Origin of the sequence: uncultured Chitinophaga sp. (assembly GCF_902168175.1) — a bacterium.
In the GTDB taxonomy this organism is placed as follows: domain Bacteria; phylum Bacteroidota; class Bacteroidia; order Chitinophagales; family Chitinophagaceae; genus Chitinophaga.
In genome coordinates, this window is sequence record NZ_CABHOU010000042.1 from 139961 (window position 1) to 159564 (window position 19604).

General features: G+C 49.3%; 12 protein-coding genes. 3 read left to right on the forward strand and 9 right to left on the reverse strand.

The annotated features are described in order from the left end of the window. Positions 1–16: 16 nt before the first annotated feature. Entirely contained in the window at positions 17–3247 is a 3231-nt protein-coding gene (locus tag QZT80_RS09275; RefSeq protein WP_295120931.1) for a carboxypeptidase regulatory-like domain-containing protein, read from the reverse strand. Between the two features lie 255 nt (positions 3248–3502). Next, the gene (locus QZT80_RS09280; RefSeq protein WP_295120934.1) at positions 3503–3886 is read right to left on the reverse strand and encodes a hypothetical protein; all 384 of its coding nucleotides are present in this window, start codon (positions 3884–3886) and stop codon (positions 3503–3505) included. 165 nt (positions 3887–4051) lie between these two features. On the opposite strand from QZT80_RS09280, the gene QZT80_RS09285 reads away from it, so the two are divergent. Continuing rightward, complete coding sequence (locus QZT80_RS09285; RefSeq protein WP_295120939.1) at positions 4052–5254, forward strand: bifunctional 3,4-dihydroxy-2-butanone-4-phosphate synthase/GTP cyclohydrolase II; 1203 nt, start codon at positions 4052–4054, stop codon at positions 5252–5254. A 69-nt stretch (positions 5255–5323) separates the two neighbouring features. Here the strand turns inward: QZT80_RS09285 and QZT80_RS09290 are convergent, their stop codons facing one another. Beyond that, positions 5324–10105 carry a translocation/assembly module TamB domain-containing protein gene (locus QZT80_RS09290; RefSeq protein WP_295120942.1) on the reverse strand — a complete coding sequence of 1594 codons (4782 nt, stop codon included), beginning with the start codon at positions 10103–10105 and terminating at the stop codon, positions 5324–5326. A gap of 219 nt (positions 10106–10324) precedes the next feature. Here QZT80_RS09290 and QZT80_RS09295 point away from each other — a divergent pair, with 219 nt between their 5' ends. Continuing rightward, entirely contained in the window at positions 10325–11377 is a 1053-nt protein-coding gene (locus tag QZT80_RS09295) for an isoaspartyl peptidase/L-asparaginase family protein (RefSeq protein ID WP_295120945.1), read from the forward strand. A gap of 65 nt (positions 11378–11442) precedes the next feature. Here the strand turns inward: QZT80_RS09295 and QZT80_RS09300 are convergent, their stop codons facing one another. From QZT80_RS09300 to ggt, 6 genes are read right to left on the reverse strand one after another with little or no spacing between them, the layout of a single operon-like run. Then, a complete protein-coding gene (locus QZT80_RS09300) occupies positions 11443–12279 on the reverse strand; it encodes a TraB/GumN family protein (RefSeq protein ID WP_295120948.1) in 837 nt (278 codons plus the stop codon). Positions 12280–12294: 15 nt separating this feature from the next. Continuing rightward, positions 12295–13149, reverse strand: a complete 855-nt coding sequence (locus QZT80_RS09305) for a TraB/GumN family protein (RefSeq protein WP_295120951.1) — start codon at positions 13147–13149, stop codon at positions 12295–12297. Further along, entirely contained in the window at positions 13142–14215 is a 1074-nt protein-coding gene (locus QZT80_RS09310; protein ID WP_295120954.1) for an aminotransferase class I/II-fold pyridoxal phosphate-dependent enzyme, read from the reverse strand. Before QZT80_RS09310 ends, QZT80_RS09305 begins: the two co-directional genes overlap by 8 nt. Positions 14216–14219: 4 nt before the next feature. Beyond that, complete coding sequence (locus QZT80_RS09315) at positions 14220–14639, reverse strand: hypothetical protein (RefSeq protein WP_295120957.1); 420 nt, start codon at positions 14637–14639, stop codon at positions 14220–14222. Further along, on the reverse strand, positions 14636–15163 hold the full coding sequence (locus tag QZT80_RS09320) for a DUF1572 family protein (protein WP_295120959.1): 528 nt from the start codon (positions 15161–15163) through the stop codon (positions 14636–14638). Before QZT80_RS09320 ends, QZT80_RS09315 begins: the two co-directional genes overlap by 4 nt. Before the next feature lie 10 nt (positions 15164–15173). Beyond that, a complete protein-coding gene (gene ggt, locus QZT80_RS09325; RefSeq protein WP_295120963.1) occupies positions 15174–16862 on the reverse strand; it encodes a gamma-glutamyltransferase in 1689 nt (562 codons plus the stop codon). Between the two features lie 124 nt (positions 16863–16986). On the opposite strand from ggt, the gene QZT80_RS09330 reads away from it, so the two are divergent. Next, positions 16987–19521: a M14 family metallopeptidase gene (locus QZT80_RS09330; protein ID WP_295120972.1), complete on the forward strand. Its 2535-nt coding sequence runs from the start codon at positions 16987–16989 to the stop codon at positions 19519–19521. Positions 19522–19604: the final 83 nt, after the last annotated feature.

The following is a 19604-nucleotide window of genomic DNA, read 5'->3' on the forward strand; positions in this document are numbered from 1 at the left end:
GGCAACTTATCGCTCGTTAGAAGCTATATCTCGCACCCAGCTGCATTCTCCAGCGGGAGGTGAACTGGTTTGTATAGTACTCTTCAGGAGGACCATCGTTACCGTTCAGGCGGCGGCGGTCATACTGGAATACAGCTTCTTTGGTAACAGCATCTCTTGACGAGAAGGTAACCGGTGTGGATACGTAGTTACCGATGAAGTGTGTTCTGCCCCATTTATTGTTCAGCAGGTTCGTTAAGTTCAGCACGTCCATTGACAGTTGGATCTTATGTGTTTTGTAGATCACGAAATCCTGTGTGAGCTTGAAGTCAACTACATGCTCAAAAGGCGTTCTTGAACCGTATTTCTCTACGTTTTTACCTCTTCTGCTGCTCAGGTATTTATCGCTTTTGATCAGGTCGTTGAAGTCTTCGCGCTGCTGTGCTTCAGAACGAACGTAGCTACCGGTAAATGGTGCGAAACGCATCGTGCTGATCTCTGCTTCTGTAGGCACATACAACAGGTCGTTGTTGCCGCCACTGCCGATATCGTCACCGGTAGGATCGGAAGAAGAGTTAAAGTATACCCATGAGTAAGGGGTACCGCTCTGGCCATTATAGAAGAAGCTTACGTTAGTGGCAAACATCTTTTTAGGACCGTATTTAAATGACTGGCTTACTACAGCTAATACCCTGTGACCCAGGTCATAACGGGAAATGCCGTAAGCCGGGTTGTTCAAACCTTCTGTGTTTGGAGAGAAACGGTAGTTAGAGTTGGCAGTTGAGTTGGTACCATCATTCAGTGAATAAGAACGGCCGAATGAGTAACCTACTTTCGCATACATGCCGGTAGTGGTAGTCTTCTGGAAATCTGCTGTCAGGTTGTAAGAATAACCTTTGCTGGTGTTTTTCAGCAGGATGATCTGATCACCCCAGGTAGTAGCATTCTTCTTCCAGGTTGGGCGCCATTCGTTACCGCCGAAACGGGTAGAGTCGCCGGAAAGGCTGAAGTTGATGTTTTCCCAGGTAGCGTTATTGATGGTCCTGGCGAAGTTAAATTCTGCTGTGGCCACAACACCCCATGGTAATTGCTGATCTACTGCCAGGTTGGTTTTAAACACCTGTGGGAATTTAAAGTCACGGTCGGTAATGTTTACGTTAGCAGGGCGCGAGCTGATGGACGCTCCGAGCGACTGGAGTTCGGCAGCGCTATACTGGCCAAGGAACGGTGCATCTGCATCGTAGCGGAAACGTAAGGCTGCAGGCACTGCTGCGTTGCTTAAGTTAACGGTGGTATACAGGTTACCGGTATTGTTGTACTGGTTAGATATCCATACAAATGGTACCCTGCCCGTAAACAAACCTACACCACCTCTGATCTGCGTTTGCGCATTGTCGAACACATCCCAGTTGAAACCGATACGGGGAGCGATCAACAAACGTTGTTTGGGCAGCTCTGAAGTGGAATAGCCGTTAAACGCAGGCTCTTTAGAAAACGCATCGTTAGCCGGAGGATTTGTTGGGAAGATAGGAAGGTCAACCCTTACACCGTAAATGATCCGCAGGTTCTTACGTACAGCCCATTCGTCCTGTGCATACAGGCCAAGCTGCATGGCTTTAAAACCTACACCACTTTTATCGGTAGAGTCAGCAGTGTTATAGGTGATCTGGTATTGGTTAGGCCTGGCGTTGTTAGCCAAAAAGCCCGCCAGGGTGCCGTAAGAGTACCAGCCATTTGTATTTTGGATAAAGGTATTCTCCAGGTTGTAAAACTCGTTGCTGGTACCTACGGTGATAGTATGTTTACCGCGGTAAAGGGTCAAATTGTCGGTGAAGGTAAAGATGTTCTGGTCCAGCGCGTTAGACATAGAGCTGGCATCGTTACCAAAGTAAAAACGGCGTGATGGCTCAATGATCTGTACAAACGGGAACGGATCGCCGAGGAACTTCCTGCGGTCGCGCACCATATTGTAACCGATCCTGAGTTCGTTACTCATGCGGTTGGAGAACGCTGAATTCAGCTCCAGTACGGAAGTATGTGTTTTAGAAGGAAACGAATAAGAGTTGTTAAAGTAGTATACGTTTTCCTTGGTACGGTTACCAGGATTGATATCATTACCATCTACATAGCTATGACGCAGGGTAAGCCTGTGAATATTGTTGATGTTCCAGTCGATACGGCCAAAAAGTGAAGTAGATGAACGTTCTCTCGCCTGTACGCCATAACCACCCGGATCGTAACCGTAAGTGCTTTTCAGGAAGTCGGAGAGGCCCGTTAATTCTGTTTCGGTAAAGGTTTCGAAGTCGAGCGGGTTGAAGTCAACCGGGCTTTCCCTGGTAGTGCGTTCTGCACTGGCGAAAATAAACAGTTTATTTTTGATGATCGGGCCACCAATCGTAGCACCAAATATCTTGCTTTCGAAGTTACCATACCTGGCGCGGAGGGTATCCGGAGACTTACCTACCAGGTTATCATTCATCATATAATAGTAAGCCGAACCATGGATGTCGTTTGTACCACTCTTGGTGATGGCGTTAATACCACCGCCGGTAAAACCGCTTTGTTTTACATCGTAAGGGTTCAATACCACCTGTATTTGCTCGATGGTTTCGATGGAGATAGGGTTAGCACCAGCCTGTCCGCCATTGGTACCGGAAGCCGATAAGCCAAATACGTCGTTGGCAGTAGCACCGTCAATAGCGAACTGATTGTAACGGTTGTTCTGACCACCAAACGACACACCCAGCGATGCGCCATCGCTACCATTGGAATAGGTGCCAGCCTGTGTACTCAAACGGATGTAATCGTTCACGCTCCTGCTAACAGTAGGAAGGGTTTCTAACTGTCCACGGGAAATGGTAGTGGACGTACCGGTGTTGCCTGGATTGATGATCGCCGAACGCCTTGATATGATATTTACTTCTCCCAGTGTCTGTGAATTGTCCGACAGGGTTACGTCCAGCTTTAATGGCTGGCCCAGTTTAAGGGAAATATCATTGAAAGTCTGGGTGGCATAACCAACAAAGGTTACCTCTACTCTATAAGGCCCGCCCACACGCATGTTTGGGATGGTATAGTTTCCTGAGGTCTGGCTGGTGGTGCCGTAAACAGTACCTGTAGGCAGGTGGGTAGCTTTAACAGTGGCCCCGAGTAAAGGCTCATTCTTGTCTTTAACCGTGCCTGTAAGGCTCGAAGTGGTTACCTGCGCAAATGCGCCAGTTCCACTCAGTACTAATAAAATAGAAGCGAGTAGCTTTTTAAATCCCATAACAACAGTTTTGATTCAGTGCTGCAAAGATGCCGAATATTCCCCAGTCAATTTTAACTAGAAATTAACAAATTGTTACTTGTTAGAGCGCCGCGAAAAAAGAGAGGTTTAATTAAAAAATCTCTTTTCTTAGCGTCCTACGTTCACAATTGTTCATATTCTGCCTGAAGAAATTACAAAACGTCGAATGCGAATTATCTTAATGTGATACAAAAGTGGGGATAAGTACAACGCTGTGGCTGCTTTTCGATAAGTTTAGCGTTTGCCGAGCCACCAGCCAGGGTTATCGGCTATGTCTTTAGGCAGGTCGAAATGTACGTAAATGCCTGTATCTGTTTTTTTTATATAATAGATGTACTGGTCATTACTGCTGAAAGTGACTTTTGAATAACCATTAATGCCAGGCTTAACGGTATATGTACCGCTCTGCAGCAAGCGGTTTTCACGCACTACCTCGTAACGCCTGTTGTCGCTGAACTTTAGTACATCGGTTTTGGCAATGCTGCCGGAAGCGAAGCCTATTTCAATTGCATACCCAAAGTACCATTCGCCGGTTAAGCTTTCCGGCTGATTATCATCTTCTTTGTTGCAGGAGCAGAAAACCAGTAAGGCGGTGATAAGAGTAAATAGTACGCGCATATAGTATAGATTTTGATTGGATGGACGAGGTAACCAAAAGTATAGCGTAACACCCGCCTGCAATGTTACACCACCCCTGCGTCATTTTCCCTGCAGGCGGTATGCGCGTCGTTCAAACACCAACTTAATAACCTAACTTTGCGAATTAATTTAACGGACGATTTTATGTTGGATACCATTGAATCAGCGATTGAGGATATAAAGAAAGGTAAACTGGTAATCGTAGTGGATGATGAGGACCGTGAAAATGAAGGCGACTTTGTAACGGCAGCCAGAAATGTGACGCCGGAAATCATAAACTTTATGTCAACTCACGGCCGCGGTCTTATCTGCGCCCCGCTGGTAGAAGAACGTTGCGACGAACTGGGCCTTGAACTGATGGTGCGCGATAACACTGCTGTTCACCAGACTCCCTTTACGATCTCCATAGACCTGCTTGGTCACGGATGCACCACGGGCATTTCGGCGCACGACCGCGCCAAAACGATACAGGCACTCATTAACCCGGATACCAAACCGGAAGAACTGGGTAAACCAGGTCATATTTTCCCGCTCAGGGCGAAGAAGAATGGCGTACTGCGCCGCACCGGGCATACCGAAGCTACTATCGACCTGGCCCGGCTGGCTGGTTTCGAAGAAGCTGGGGTACTGGTGGAGATCATGAACGAAGACGGCTCTATGGCCCGCCTGCCGCAACTGAAGGAAATTGCGATCAGGTTCGATCTCAAGCTTATCTCTATAAAAGACCTTATCGAGTACCGCCTCCGCACCGAATCGCTCATCGAAGAGCAGGTAAAGGTGCAGATGCCTACCAAGTACGGTAACTTTGAACTCATTGCCTTTAAACAATTAAGCTCCGGCGAAACGCACATGGCGCTTAAGAAAGGGGATTGGGAGAAAGATGAACCGGTACTGGTACGTGTACACTCTTCCTGCTTTACCGGCGATATCCTGCATTCACTCCGCTGCGATTGCGGCGAACAGTTGCAGGCTGCTATGCAGTTGGTGGAACAGGAGGGCAAAGGCCTTATATTATATATGAACCAGGAGGGAAGGGGCATTGGCCTGCTGAACAAACTGAAGGCTTACCGCCTGCAGGAAGAAGGCAGGGATACGGTGGAAGCTAACCTGGAACTCGGTTTCAAAATGGATGAACGCGACTACGGCGTAGGCGCCCAGATCCTCCGCCACCTCAACATCTCTAAAATACGCCTGATCACCAATAACCCACGCAAACGCGCCGGTTTAAGTGGTTACGGACTGGAGATCGTGGAGAACGTAGCGATCGAAATTCACCCGAACCCGCACAACGAAGTTTACCTGAAAACCAAGCGCGATAAGCTTGGCCATGAAATATTGAGGGGCTAATTTATTGTTATAGTCAATTGCAAAAGGGCTTGCCGTACGGCAAGCCCTTTCTTTTTATGTGCAGTAAGTTTAGTTCTGTTTCCTGAGCGAATCTTCCATCTCGCGGCGTATCAGCTCCCGGCGGCGGGTACTGTCGGCCGGGGTACGGCGTTGCCGCTGTACCGGCTGGAACAACTCGCGCACTTTGTTGAAGTCGCGCACGTAGGAAATACCCACGCCACCGCGATTACGGTTGCCGAGGGTGTATACATCGTAGTCGCTGCGGGTAAAGGCGTTCATACGTACCCGCCCGTCTTCGGTAAGCAGGTATTCTACCCGGAAGTCGCCCGCCAGGTGTTCGCTGTAGGCATTGGCCGATTGCCTGCCCCAGTCGTAGTTACCGCCAACGTAAAGGCGTATACGGTTGTTCAGCAGGTTTTTGGTAATGCCGGCGCTCACGAGGTTACGGTCGTACGAACTTTCCTGCAAGCCGAAGTTGTAGGCGGTATAGTTAACGTTAAACCCGATACCACTGTTCTTCAAAAAGGTGCTCGACGCGTTATTCAGGATAGCCGATGCCTGTGCCGATAAGGCCTGGCCAATACTGTTTTTGCCGGTGGTAGATACGGAAGCGCTGCCTCCCAATCCTTCTTCCGACCAAAACTGACCGGCGGCCAGCAGGGCGGTTACCTGCAGCAAAGCCTTGCTCTGGTCCTGGTTAATCTCTTTCAGTTTTGCGGCTACGGCACTGCCATAGGCGAGCGAGCCTGCATCGGGCAGTTCTATGGAGTAATCGATCGTTGGCTGCAGCAGGGCGCCGCGCAGGTTAATGTTGATATCCACCTTTTCCTGCCGGGTGGCCAACTGGTCGGTGGTGGTAGAAGGCTGCGAGCCTGCACCCTGTCCGCCGGTAGTGCCACGATCTACCAGGTTGTATAAGCTTACTTTCGGAAGTGAGTACTTGGCGGTGATGTTCATCTTCGCTTCCGCCGGCTCACCGTTCCAGGTAATGGTACTGTTCTTCTGAATATCAAACTTCCAGCGGGCCAGCCGTTGGAAGATGAAGTTATAGGTACCGTTGTTGATCACGTAGTTGCCAAACATGGTAAAATCACCGTCCAGGTTTACGTTCAGTTGCAGGTTACCGGTACCGTTAGCCGATATCACATCGCCGGTGGTGGCATCCAGTATCACATCGATCTGGGCGTCGGGGGTAGCGGCAATGTCCAGGCGAACGTCAAGTTTTACATTGCTCTTCTTTTTCTTCACTGTTTCTACCTTGCCGTAAGTTTTAAAGGAGATGAAGTCGTATTTACCAATGGTCTTACTATCTGAAATAGGAAGATAAAAATGTGAACCCAGCAAAGGTTTGGCCTGCACCTTCAGTTGCAGGTTATCCAGCGGGCCTTCGAAGTACACCAGGGCTGCGGCCAATATATCTCCATAATACACATCACTGTCGGCCGAAGTGGTATTCAGGAACAGGAACTTGTTCGACCGGATATCGAACTCAAACTTCAGGTTAGAGAAGTTCTCATGGCTGATGAATCCGTTGGCATTGGCTGTATTCCCAAATTTATCGATCAGCCGGAAGCCGTCCATTTCTATAAATGCGTCATCAATGTTCTTGATGTTCAGCATGGGTATCTTGTAATAGGTGCCCAGGTAATTCACCTTCACGCCTATACTGTCTATCCGCATATTACCACTCACCGATGGTTTGTCGGTGGTGCCGGTAATAATCACTTTACCATTTGCAAAGCCGGTGAGGTTACTCACATAATCGTCCAGGTACTGGCTAAGCAGCGATATGGAGGAATTATTGGCGGTGATGGTAACGTTCATCTCTTTATTGCTCTTCGTTAACCCCACATCACCTTCTACCAGGAAGTTGGCCAGCGCGTTCTCCGCTTTGATCTGCAGGCCGCTTATGCCTTTCTTAATATCATAGTCGCCTTTAATGGTGACAATACCCACGGAGTCGTTCGCCACGCGTAACTGGCTGGTGGTAATATCAGTATTGATGGTAAGATGATTGAATGGATCGACCACGGCGATGCTGCCGTTTGCCAGGCCTTCTATACGGGTAGTCGTTAGCTGCTGGGGAATTACATCCGCCAGGTTCAGGTCTTTCAGTTTAATATCGAAGCGGCTGTCGTCCGGATTAAACTCGTTGGTTTGAACGGTGATGCTTTGGTTATTACGGCTGATGCGCAGGTTATTAACCGTGAGGAAGTCTTTACTCCAATACACCTCGTTGCCCTGCTCCATTTGCCATTGTTTATTATTTACGGTGAAGGTGCTGTTCAGGAAACTCACTTTAACACCATCCGCCACGGTAATAACGCGGGCGTAGAAGCCATCCAGCAAAGTGGTGTCTTCCGCTTTCAGGTCTATCTGTATAAAAGAGGTGTCGCGGCTGGAATTAGCCAGTATTAATGGATTAGCGAATACGGTGCTGTCTTTGTAAAGTACCTGGCCTAACTGGGTGCTCAGGTTAATCTTATTAAAATCGCCATTGCTCTTTAACACCAGGTTGCGGATGCCGAACATATCGTATTTGGCGTAAGGCACATTGGCATTGAACATAAAACTACCGGTGGCGGTATTAAGCGCACCCTCTACGTGGGTTTGATTGAGCCCGGAAATGTTATCATCAAAAGCCCTGATCACCTTATCTACTTCTCCGAAATCAAATGCGAAACTGAAGTTCTGCGTTGTATTAGTAGTGGCTGGTGCTTTAAAATAACTGGGATAATACTTGTTCAGGAATAGCTGGAAGGCGTTGGGCAACTGCATAAAGCTATAGTTCCCGCGCACATATCCATCTACTTCACTTCCTTTGATGCGTAATGTTTTGAGATTATCTTCCACATTGGTTTTAACTACCAGTGAGTCGAACTCCACGCGACTGTTGTTCTTATGCAGGGAGAGGTCGTAGAGGCGGGCCATCCCGTCGAAGTTATCGATGTTGCTACCTGCAAAGTTAAGGTCGGCCTTTGCCTGTAGTGTAATAGAGTCTTTGGTCAGCTTCATGGCCTTCAGGTCGCTCTTCCTGATTTCGGAGGTGAAGTTGAAGATGGGCAGCTCGCTGTTAAAGTCGATCGTACCTGCAAAGTCCATGTCCAGGTTAGGATCGGCCACGGTAAGCGAGCCATTGAAGAACTTTTTGTCCAGCTCTCCTTTGGTTTTAATGTTCACGTACTGGTAGTTGTTCAGCCCTATGCTCTTGATATCTGCGTCCACGGCCGACTTAAGGGTTTTAAAGTTGAAGCCGGCCCCGTTCACCTTGGCTTCCATGGTTACGGTGCCTACAATAGTGTTATCCAGTAACAGTCCTACGTTGAAGTTATCGGTCACCACGTTACCTGAATACACCGGTATATCGCGGCTGGTTTTAAAGTTGATATCCGTATTCAGGTTACCCAGGTTGGTCTGGAACTTGCCATATGCCACAAAGTCGTTGACCAGTCCGCTGAACGAACCCTGGAAACGGAGGTTGGTGATAAGGTCGGTGCGTACGGCGGTAACGTCTTTAAGCAGGGGCAGGAACTGGCGAAGGTCGCTGCCATTGGTCAGTAATTCACTTGCCTCAAAGTCGATAAAGGTTTCGTCGATGTTAGGCAAACCCCGCATCTGGAACGTACCGGTAAGTTTGGTGGCCTTACCTGCCTGGATGCTCATACTGTCGGCCTTTAAGTTACTTACCGGCCCGCGGGCGTTGCCGCTGAAGCGGATTTCTGTATTCCAGTCCTGCAATACCGGGGCGAAGTACGCAATATCATCCGATGATAACTTGCTTTTGGCGAAGTTGGCCCGCATGGTCACCAGGTCTACAAAGTCGCTCATGTCGCTGAGGTCCGTGTATTCCATGCTAAAGTAGTTACCCAGCTGACTTTTGTCGGTGCGGAGGTCGAGGTTGGCGAACTCCATCTGCACAGGACTCATTTTAAAGCGGCAGGTCAGTTGTTTTACATCGAAGCCGCTGCGTTCGCGGGTACTTAACTTCAGGTCTGAATAGAGGCTGTCGTCTTTAAGTTGTGTATTGGTGAGGGAGAGTTCTATTTTCTCGAAGCGGATATGTCCGGGGTCAAAGTAACCTTCGTCGGAGGGTAGCAGTATGCTGTCGCGGCGGTTATCTACACCGAACTTACCGTTTTTGATCGTCAGTGATCGTACCAGCAGGTTCCATTTGTCGGGGTTCCATTGCAGGCCCGGTATGGTGATAGCCGTATCCGTTGGTGCGGCCACTGCATCGGGTAGAGGCATGTTCTTACGCGGCGGCCTGGAGGCGGGATAACTGGAAACAACGAACGAGGGCTCGTCCAGCACCAGCGATTGGATCCATATGTCCTTTTTGTCAAGGTCCAGTTTCTGGGCGTCCAGCAAAATGCTTTTCGCTTCTACGTACATATCTTCTCCTCTCCAGCGGTCGATAAAGTTGAACTTCACCCTTTGCAGGTCTACTTTTTTAAGATCGATAGAGAAACTGGCCTGCTGTTTTTTAGCGGAAGAGGCCGAGGGCCCTGCAAAGGCATCGGCGATAAACTGGTAGTTCCAAACACTGTCGCCCCTGGGGCGTACAAGATTAATGGTCGCATCTTCCAGGCCAATGAACTTCAGCACCGGTGTTTCTTTAAAGAAAAACCAGTCTGTAATCCTTACCTGTAGCGCGCCTGCGTATAACAATGTGTCTTTATGCTGATCTTCGATATAGGTGCCTTCCATGCGCATGCTGTTAAACAGGCGGAGGTTCACACTTTTAATTTCCACCCTGGTGCCCAGTTTGGCGGATAAACGTTTGGTAACCTGGTGAACGAGTAAGTTCTGAATAGCAGGAATGTTAATGAGGATACTTATAAGGAGTATCAAGCCCAGCAAACTTAGCAGGACAATAGATAATATTTTGCGGACTTTTCTCAGTGCTGTTATTTTACCGGGCAAAAATAGCTATAAGCAATTTGTCTGCCAATTGGCAGAGCGTATGTTTCTGCCGAATTCGAAAATAAATCTGCAAATAGCGGTAATTGAGGGTAGTTATGTAACGCCTGACACAAAGGAATATTACTTTTACAGCAAATTCAGGGTATCATGAAACGTTTAGCAGGCAGTCTTTTGTTAATACTTTGTATCCTCTCCGGTGTTCAGGCAACACCAGCCGATTCCCTGCTGGCAGGGCCAAAGTATGTGTTGGTGATCCATGGCGGAGCTGGTACCATCCTTAAATCACAAATGACGCCTGCCAAAGAAAAGGCTTACATCGCCGCGCTGGAACAGGCCCTGAAAGCAGGTTACGCCGTCATTTCCAAAGGCGGCAGCAGCCTTGATGCTGTAGAAGCCGCCGTGCGGGTGATGGAAGATTCGCCACTGTTTAACGCCGGCAAAGGCGCCGTATTCACCAACGAAGGTAAAAACGAGCTGGACGCCGCTATCATGAACGGCAAAACGCTGGAGGCGGGTGCAGTAGCCGGTGTAACCACCATCCGTAACCCCATTACCGCCGCCAGGGCCGTCATGGAGAAGTCGCAGCATGTAATGATGATGGGAGCAGGAGCAGAGAAGTTCGCGAAGGAAGCTGGCCTTGAAATAGTAGATCCGTCGTACTTCTACACAGAAGACCGCTGGCGTGGACTGCAACGCGCCAAAGCCCAGGACTCCGTAAAAGCGCAGTTAGACCATGCCGATACCGCCAAAGTATCGTTGCTGGGTATAGCAAATCACGATTACAAGTTTGGTACCGTTGGCGCGGTAGCGTTAGATAAAGCGGGCAACCTGGCCGCGGCCACCTCTACCGGGGGCATGACCAACAAAAAGTTCGGCCGTGTAGGTGATGCGCCCATCATAGGGGCCGGCACCTACGCAAATAATGCCACCTGCGCCATTTCCTGCACCGGCTGGGGCGAGTACTTCATCCGCCTGAGCGTTGCCAAAACCTCCAGCGACCTGATGGAGTATAAAGGCCTGTCCGTAAAAGACGCCACTTCAGAAATGATCATGAAAAAGGTGCCTGCTCTTGGCGGCGATGGTGGCCTCATTGCACTGGATAAAGACGGGAACATGGCCTGGCCGTTTAATACTGCCGGTATGTACAGGGGGTGTATTACGGCAGATGGGAAAGTAGAAGTGAAGATCTATAAAGAATAAAAGAGGCCGGGTGTGCAAACCTTGCCTTTTCATTGAGCAGCCTGACGGAGGCAGGCTTATATAGTTTATTGTACTGCCGTAACAGTATATCCTTCTTTCCTAAGCAACGTTATCAACCCCTCATCTCCCCAAAATTGCAAAGCTCCTGCACAAACGAACGTAGGCCCTGTGGTAAAAGCCTTTTTAATCACCGGTATCCAGTTCTTATTCCGGTCGCCCAGCAGCTTTTCCTCGTATCCGCCCAGCTCCTTACTGCTTTTATGTAAGGCATACATGCCGGCAATGTCGCGCTTTTCATACAGTGCCATCAGTTGTTTGCGCAACTCCTGCATACGGGCAGTTTCGTATACGTAGTCCATCATCAGGCGGCTGTAAGTCTTACCGGGAATATTGTTCTGCGCAGCAATAGAGGCATCGATGGTTTCCAGTGCAAACACCTCCAGGTCATTATCTTTCGCCAGGTTCTGGATAACACTGGTATAGTTTACATTCGGATCGCAGTAAGAGAGCAGGTTGCGAAGCATGGTGTATAAAAAACCAGGGATCGCATCGCCCAGCGGATCGATGTTAAAGTGTAAACGTCGTTGCGTAAAGGACTTTAACAGCGAATACTCTTCGGCAGAAAAATAGTGGCTGATGGAGTCGCCTTTGGGCAGGCGGGTCAATGAATCAAAATGCGCTTCATCTATCTTGTCGGGCATTTCGAAATACACTTTTTTAGAAGAGGCAAGGGCCTGCTCCACCGCTGCGCCCACTTTTATCTCCTTCTTACATACAATGCCGGTGGCAAACAGGTACGAGGTATGCGTTCCTTTCCCCGTTACCTTCCACAACAACGCCTCCTGGGCAAATACAAACTGCACCTGTATGAACAGGGCGGCTATCAGGCAAATTTTCTTCATGGTTCCTTAAATACTTTATAATACAGGGGTAACGGTGTACCCCGCCTTTTTCAACTGTGTCAGTACGCCCTGCGGACCTGGCAGGTGTAATGCACCTACAGCGAAAAAAGTGCTTTTTTGTGCAATCGCTTTACGGATAACCGGCACCCAGTTGTTGTTCCGTTTTTCCAGCAGCTCTTTTTCAAAGCCTTCCGCTTTCTTAGATGTTTCCATCAGTTTATACAATCCTTCAATGTCCTGTTTCTTGTAAAGCGCCACCATTTTATTGAAGTCGTTTATCTGCTCCTGCGGTTTATACACCGTTTCCATGATCATCTTCGCTTCTTCTTTATCAGGCATGGAGTCAAACACGCCTACCTGGTCTTCCGGCGTTTCCAGTCCTTTTACCTCTTTCTTCTGCTCCTTTGCCATCTGCACAAAATCCATCTCGTACGAGGCAGGTGTTTCGCATTTAAAATATCCTTTGGCTATAAGGGTTTGCAGCAAAAAGGGCTTAAAACCGTTAAATAGTTTCAGGTCCATGTTCAGTTTCTCCTTAAAGTACTTACTGAGGTCCTGGTATTCCTTCTCCGTAAATATCTTCTCCAGCGACTGGCCTTCGGGCAGTTTGGCTAACTGGCCCACTTTGATCATCATCATCGGATCGTCCATATCCATTTCCATATAGATGGAGTCGGAACTTTTGAACGCGCTTTTTACGGAGTTGCTCATGAAATAGTCGGTCGGACAAATCATGTGCATGGTGCCGAAAATGTAAGAGGGTTTATTCAGCCCATTCCCGCTAATCTTCCATAACAGCGACTTTTGCGCCGAAGCGGTATTAAGTATCCCGAAAACGCCCAGTAGCAGAGGAACAATTCTTTTAAGCATAGTTTGTGTCTTTATCAGTTGGAAAGTAGAACTTATGCAGCAGCCCGGCTGCATGTTCCAGGTCTTCCTTCAAATGCAATGCCGACAGCACCATGCGGTTCAGTTTCGGACTTTCTGGCAGCGGGTAACGGAACGAAGAAATCAAAACCTCGTGCTGCAACAGGTAATCATATACTTCCTGCGGGCCTTCCATTAAGAAAACGGGCAGTGGAGCGTGTTGATAAATTTGTGGGATGTGCTGCGTTAATTCACTGAAACACCGGATGTTCTGCTCCAGTGTGAGTTTTGCCTGCCGGTAGTCGTCCATACTATGCAGCAGCGCGTAGGCCAATGCGGGCATTATGGGCGTGCTGGCGGTAAATACCGGCATTCGTTTAATCGCTGCAATATCTGCCGCTTTGCCTGCAACTATGCCGCCCTCTGCGCTAAAAGCCTTTGCAGTAGAGGCGCTTAACAGGTAACACAGGTTTGGATTTTTGGGAAGATGATGAATGCATCCTTCTCCATCGGGGCCGAGCAGGCCAAGTCCGTGCGAATCGTCAATAATAACGAGCGTACGTTTACTGATCGCGGTTAATGCGCTGAAATCGTTGATGGTAGCTGTTAGCGGGTTTACGCCATCGGCAGCTATCACATACGTATGATCGTTATGTTGGTTGATGAGATTGACCGTGCGGGCCATCCATTCCTGCCATTCTGCCTGCGGAACGGTAGCGCCGGGCAGTTGTAAAGCCGGATGCGTGTTAGGCGCATACAATATCTCTCCCTTTGTATACCCGTAACCGATAGCACCCTGCGCTGCGAGGTAACCCGATGAAAAGCAGGCGGCCGATTGCTGATGCAGCAGCGTGCCAATAGCATGTTCTACTTTTTCATACAAACTTAACTGCAGGTTGGATATACGGGAAGATGGGAAAACGCTCCCGTACCTTTCCAGTCCTACCGCCAGCCGTGCATTAAAGTCCGCCGAACGATGCATGCCCAGGTAGGCAAACCCCGAAAAGAACAGGTGTTCCCGGTTGTCGATAATGGCGGTGCGCCCTGGTGTGAGGTCGGTGAGGTGCATGATGTTATTCTTTCCTGGTATGAAGAATGAAGTGAAAATCGCCGCTGGCCACTTTCATATTAAAGTTGTCATCATCCAGTTTCGTGACGTTGATGAGATGCTCTGATTTACGGGAGCCATCCGGCGCAGTAATGGAGATGATCTTTCCGTTACTCAGCAGATTGTACCGCCCCGTGTCCGGCACACCATTAATGGTGGCGATAAACACATTGTCGTCCAGGAACTGGTAGTATACATCCGCATAATATCCATTCTTCAGATCGATGGCCTGCGTTATCTGCGTGTTGTTGTATGGGTCGTTTTTAGGCACCGACACATCGTACACACGCCACTTTTTATGCTTTAACGCTTTGTAGGTTTGCCCGGTGTTGCAGGCAGAAAGGCCGGCTATTAACAGCAGGGCGAACAGGTAGCGGATATTCATTTGCCGAATTTTTCTTTATTGTATTGTTGCGACTGACCAACCGGGATAGAAAGACTTTGCCAGTTGTCCTGTTTCATCAGTTTACCGAGATAAACGATCTGGCCAACATGGTAGGGGTAGTGCCCCAACTGACGGTTGATGGCGTCTATCACCGAATGTGGTTCGTTGCGGATGTATACCGTTTTCACCAGGTCGTCTGCCTGTAAATCTCTCAACGCAGTAAACATGCAGTTCCATCCTTTTTCCCACATGGCCAGTATCTCTTCTTTGCTGGCCGTGCCGGCGCTAAACTCCGCATCACGGTCGCGGCCGGGCTTTTCGCCGTCGCTGGTAAGGAAGTCGGTAAAGCGCGAGCACATGTTGCCGCTCATGTGTTTTACGATTACATGAATACTGTTTGGATTGCCTGCAGGCTGCCAGTTCATTTGTTCCTCATCCAGCTGCGCAAAGGTTTTTTCTGCCAGCGTTTTGTAGGTAAGAAAACGGCTGATCGCACTCTCGAGGAATAGTTGTTCCATCTTCATAATCATCAGTTTAAAATCCGGCTGCACTATCGTCGCCGCGTTTATCGGCTATGGCGGTTATTTTACCGTCTTTGATCGTAATCAGTTCGGTGCGGCCAATACCGCCGCGTGGTGTTATCTTATGTCCCATTTTTTTGAGTGCCTGCAGCGTGCTGTCCGGGAAGTTGTTTTCCACGTACAGCTCGTCGGGCATCCATTGGTGGTGGAATTTAGGTTTGTTTACGGCATCGTCTTCACTAAGACCGAAGTCCAGCACATTCACGATAGTTTGAAATACAGAAGTAATGATGGTGGAGCCTCCGGGTGTACCGGTGACCATGTAAGGTTTGCCGTTACGCAGTACGATGGTGGGCGTCATAGAGCTGAGCATCCGTTTGCCCGGGGCTATCGCATTGGCTTCTGCGCCCAGCAAACCATACATGTTAGGCGCGCCTGGTTTTACGGAAAAATCGTCCATTTCATTATTCAGCAAAAAGCCGGCGCCACCTACCACTACACGACTGCCGTAACTGCCGTTGAGCGTAGTGGTTACAGATACAGCATTACCCTTTGCATCGATCACGCTAAGGTGCGTGGTTTCTTCACTCTCTTTCACGTTGCCGGCTTTGATATTGGTGCTGGCGGTAGCGTGTTGCGGGTCAAAGTCCTTCATCCTGTTTTGCAGGTAGGTTTTACTCGTAATCTGTTGCACCGGTACCTTTACAAAATCAGGATCGCCCAGGAATTCAGCACGATCGGCGAAGGCCCTTCTTTCCGCTTCGGTCATTAACTGCACCGCTGCAGTACTATGAAAGCCCATCGCGGCAAGCGGATAACGCTCCGTCATACCCAGTAACTGCTTCAGCAGCACGCCACCGCTGGAAGGTAAGGGCATGGTGAGGATGGTGGTGTTTTTATAAGGAAATACGAGTGGTGTACGCGGTTGGGCTTTGTAAGCCTTTAAGTCGGCTTTGGTGATAATGCCTTTGCCACGCTGCATTTCGGCTGCTATTTTATCCGCTGTAATACCCTGGTAAAAGCCAGCCGCCCCTTTGTCGCGTATCAGTCGCAGGGTGCCGGCAAGGTCTTTCTGGATAAGGGTATCACCTTCTTTCCAGGGCGTATCTTTCACAAATGCGGTAGGCCTTGTGTTCAAACGGAGGAACTCATCGCGCAGGCGGTTGAGTGCGCGGGCTTCTGCATCGGTAATGGCAAAGCCTTTTTCTGCCAGCGTAATAGCCGGGGTAATGAGCTGCGTTATCTTCAGCCTGGCGTAGGGAAGAGAGGCAAACAATCCGGCCACGGTACCCGGCACTCCCGGTGCGAGGTGGCCATCTAAACTAAGCCGTGTTTGCGGATTACCGTCTTTGTCGAGGTACATCTCGCGGTGTGCGGAAGCGGGTGCCTTTTCGCGGTAGTCGATAGCCAGCTGTTTGCCATTGGCTAAGTGAGCCACCAGGAAACCGCCGCCACCAAGGTTGCCCGCATTGGGATATACCACTGCCAGCGCCAGTTGCGTAGCGATAGCTGCATCCACAGCATTGCCGCCTTTTTTAAGCATTTGTATGCCAGCATCGCTGGCCAGGGGATGGGCACTTACCACCGCGCCGTTTACCGCGGTAACCGATTTACGGGTCTGGTAATGAAATGCATCTTCCTGCGCCTGGGCCCTTGTAATGGCGAAAAGAAGAATTCCTGTAAGGAATAGCCGGTTATGCATGACGTCCTTTTTGCTGGTGATTATTATCCGGATGGTAAATTACGACTATCCGCTACGTTTAGACACTGATTTGCGTTAAAATCTTCCTATTTTCTTTATTTTAGGAAGATTATCAGATGTTATTATGCAAAAGAGTCTTTTCGCTTTCATTTTCCTTTTTACCTGTTTATTCAATGCTGCAACGGCCCAAAACCTACAGTCCCCGGAACAGTTCCTGGGATACAAGCTGGGGGCCCGGTTTACCCCACATTACAGGGTGGTGGAATATTTTAAACAGGTAGCCGCCGCTTCTTCGCAGGTAAAGCTGGAACAGTACGGCAGCACCTATGAAGGCCGCCCCTTGTTGCTGGCCGCTGTAGCCTCACCCGGAAACATGGCCAAACTGGAAGACATCCGCACTAATAACCTACGCCTGGCTGGCCTGCAGGGCGGGGGTGGCAGTATAGACCAGCCCGCAGTAGTGTGGCTCAGCTACAATGTGCATGGAAACGAAGCCGTATCTACCGAGGCAGCCATGCAAACACTGTACGATCTGGTGGAGCCGGGCAATGCCAAATCAAAAGAATGGTTACAGCACGCGGTTGTACTCATCGACCCCTGTTTAAATCCTGATGGGCGCGACCGCTACGTGAACTTTTACAATGCCAATGCCAATAAGAAACCAGATGTGAGCCGCTTTTCCCGCGAACACCGGGAACCATGGCCAGGCGGAAGGGCCAATCACTATTACTTCGATCTTAACCGCGACTGGGCCTGGCAAACGCAGGTTGAAACCCGGCAGCGCGCTGTTAAATACAACCAGTGGCTGCCACAGGTGCATGTCGATTTCCATGAGCAGGGCATCGACGAACCTTATTATTTTGCGCCCGCAGCAGAACCGCTTCACGATATTATTACCAGCTGGCAGCGCGAGTTCCAGGTGTTAATAGGAAAGAATAATGCGAAGTATTTTGATGATAAAGGCTGGCGTTATTTCACCAAAGAACGTTTCGACCTGTTTTATCCCAGTTATGGCGATACCTACCCCATGTACAATGGGGCTATTGGTATGACTTACGAGCAGGGGGGCAGCGGTCGTGCAGGCCTGGCGGTACTGACCGAAACAGGCGACACGCTTACGCTCGCCGACCGTATTGCGCATCATTATACTACAGGCATGTCCACTATAGAAGTGAGCGCCACCAATGCCCGCAAGCTGTTGCAGGAGTATCAGCGCTATTTTACAGATGCGAAAAACAAACCAGCCGGCGACTACAAATCCTACGTGATTAAAAGTGGCGGTAGTTCAGAGAAAATAGCCGCTCTCGCTGAAATGTTGCGCCGCAACGATATCATTTTTGGCTATGGCGCCAATGCTGATAAGGCAAGCGGCTTTAACTACTTCACCAGCAAAACCAGCGAGTTTACGATCGATAAAAACGACCTGGTGATTAATGCCGCCCAGCCTCGTGGTAATTTCATTAAGGTGCTGTTTGAACCAGAGTCGCGTTTAACCGATTCCGTTACTTATGATATCACCGCATGGGCTTTGCCGTATGCTTACGGGCTTACGACTTATGGTGTAAAACAATCGCTTACACCGGCAGCGCAACAGGCACCTGTTGTGGCTACCGCCGCGACCGTAGTGGCAGGCCAGTCGTACGCCTACCTTGCCGCCTGGAACAGTGTGGCCGATGTCAAATTCCTGGCAGCCCTGTTACAGAAAGGTATTAAAGTAAGGTATGCGGAAGAAGCATTTACCGCCAATGCTAAAATCTATCCGGCAGGTACGCTGGTCATTACCCGCTCCGATAATATGGGCTGGGGCAATAACTTCGACGGCAACATTGCTGCTATCGGCAGCAGCAATAAGGTAATACTTGATAAAGTGCCTTCCGGTTTTGTAGATAAAGGGGCCGACCTGGGTTCCGGCAAAATGCGTTTTATCCGTAAACCTAATGTAGCCGTGCTGGCAGGTAGCGAAGTGTCGTCGCTGGGCATGGGAGAGATATGGCACTTTTTTGAGCAGCAGATCGATTACCCAGTAACCGTATTAAACACCGAAGGCTTCAACGTGGCCGATCTTAAAGATATAGACGTACTGATCTTACCCGACGGTTATTACAGCTTTTTCTCCAATAAAGAAGCCGCCGAGCGTTTACGGGGCTGGGTGAGCGCAGGTGGTAAGATCATCGCGCTGGAAGGTGCTGCAGGCCAGGTGGGCGGTGCCGAATGGGGCATCAAACTAAAGAAAGAAGAGGAGAAGAAGGAAGAGGACAAAAAGAAAGACATCTACGAAAATATTAAACGTTACGAAACCCGGGAACGGGATATGGTAAAGAGTTTTATACCAGGCGCTATTTACCGCGTGGAACTCGATAAAACCCATCCGCTGGCATTCGGCTACCCCGATTATTATTACACGCTTAAAATGAATGACAACGTGTTTGAGTTCATCGACAGTGAGGGCTGGAACGTGGGCGTCATCCGCAAGGATAATTACCTCACTGGTTTTGTGGGTACCAACACCAAGGCTAAACTGAAGGATGGTCTGTTACTGGGCGCTAAGGACCTTGGCCGCGGGCAACTGGTGGTAATGACCGATGATCCTTTGTTCCGCAGCTTCTGGGAAAACGGCAAATTGTTGTTCGGTAATGCGGTGTTCCTGGTGGGGCAGTAGCAATCCGCAAGGCGGTGCTGCTGCCAAGGCAGTTAACACACCTACAGAAAAAATGCGGGTGCTTTTAGATAATAGCGATGCAT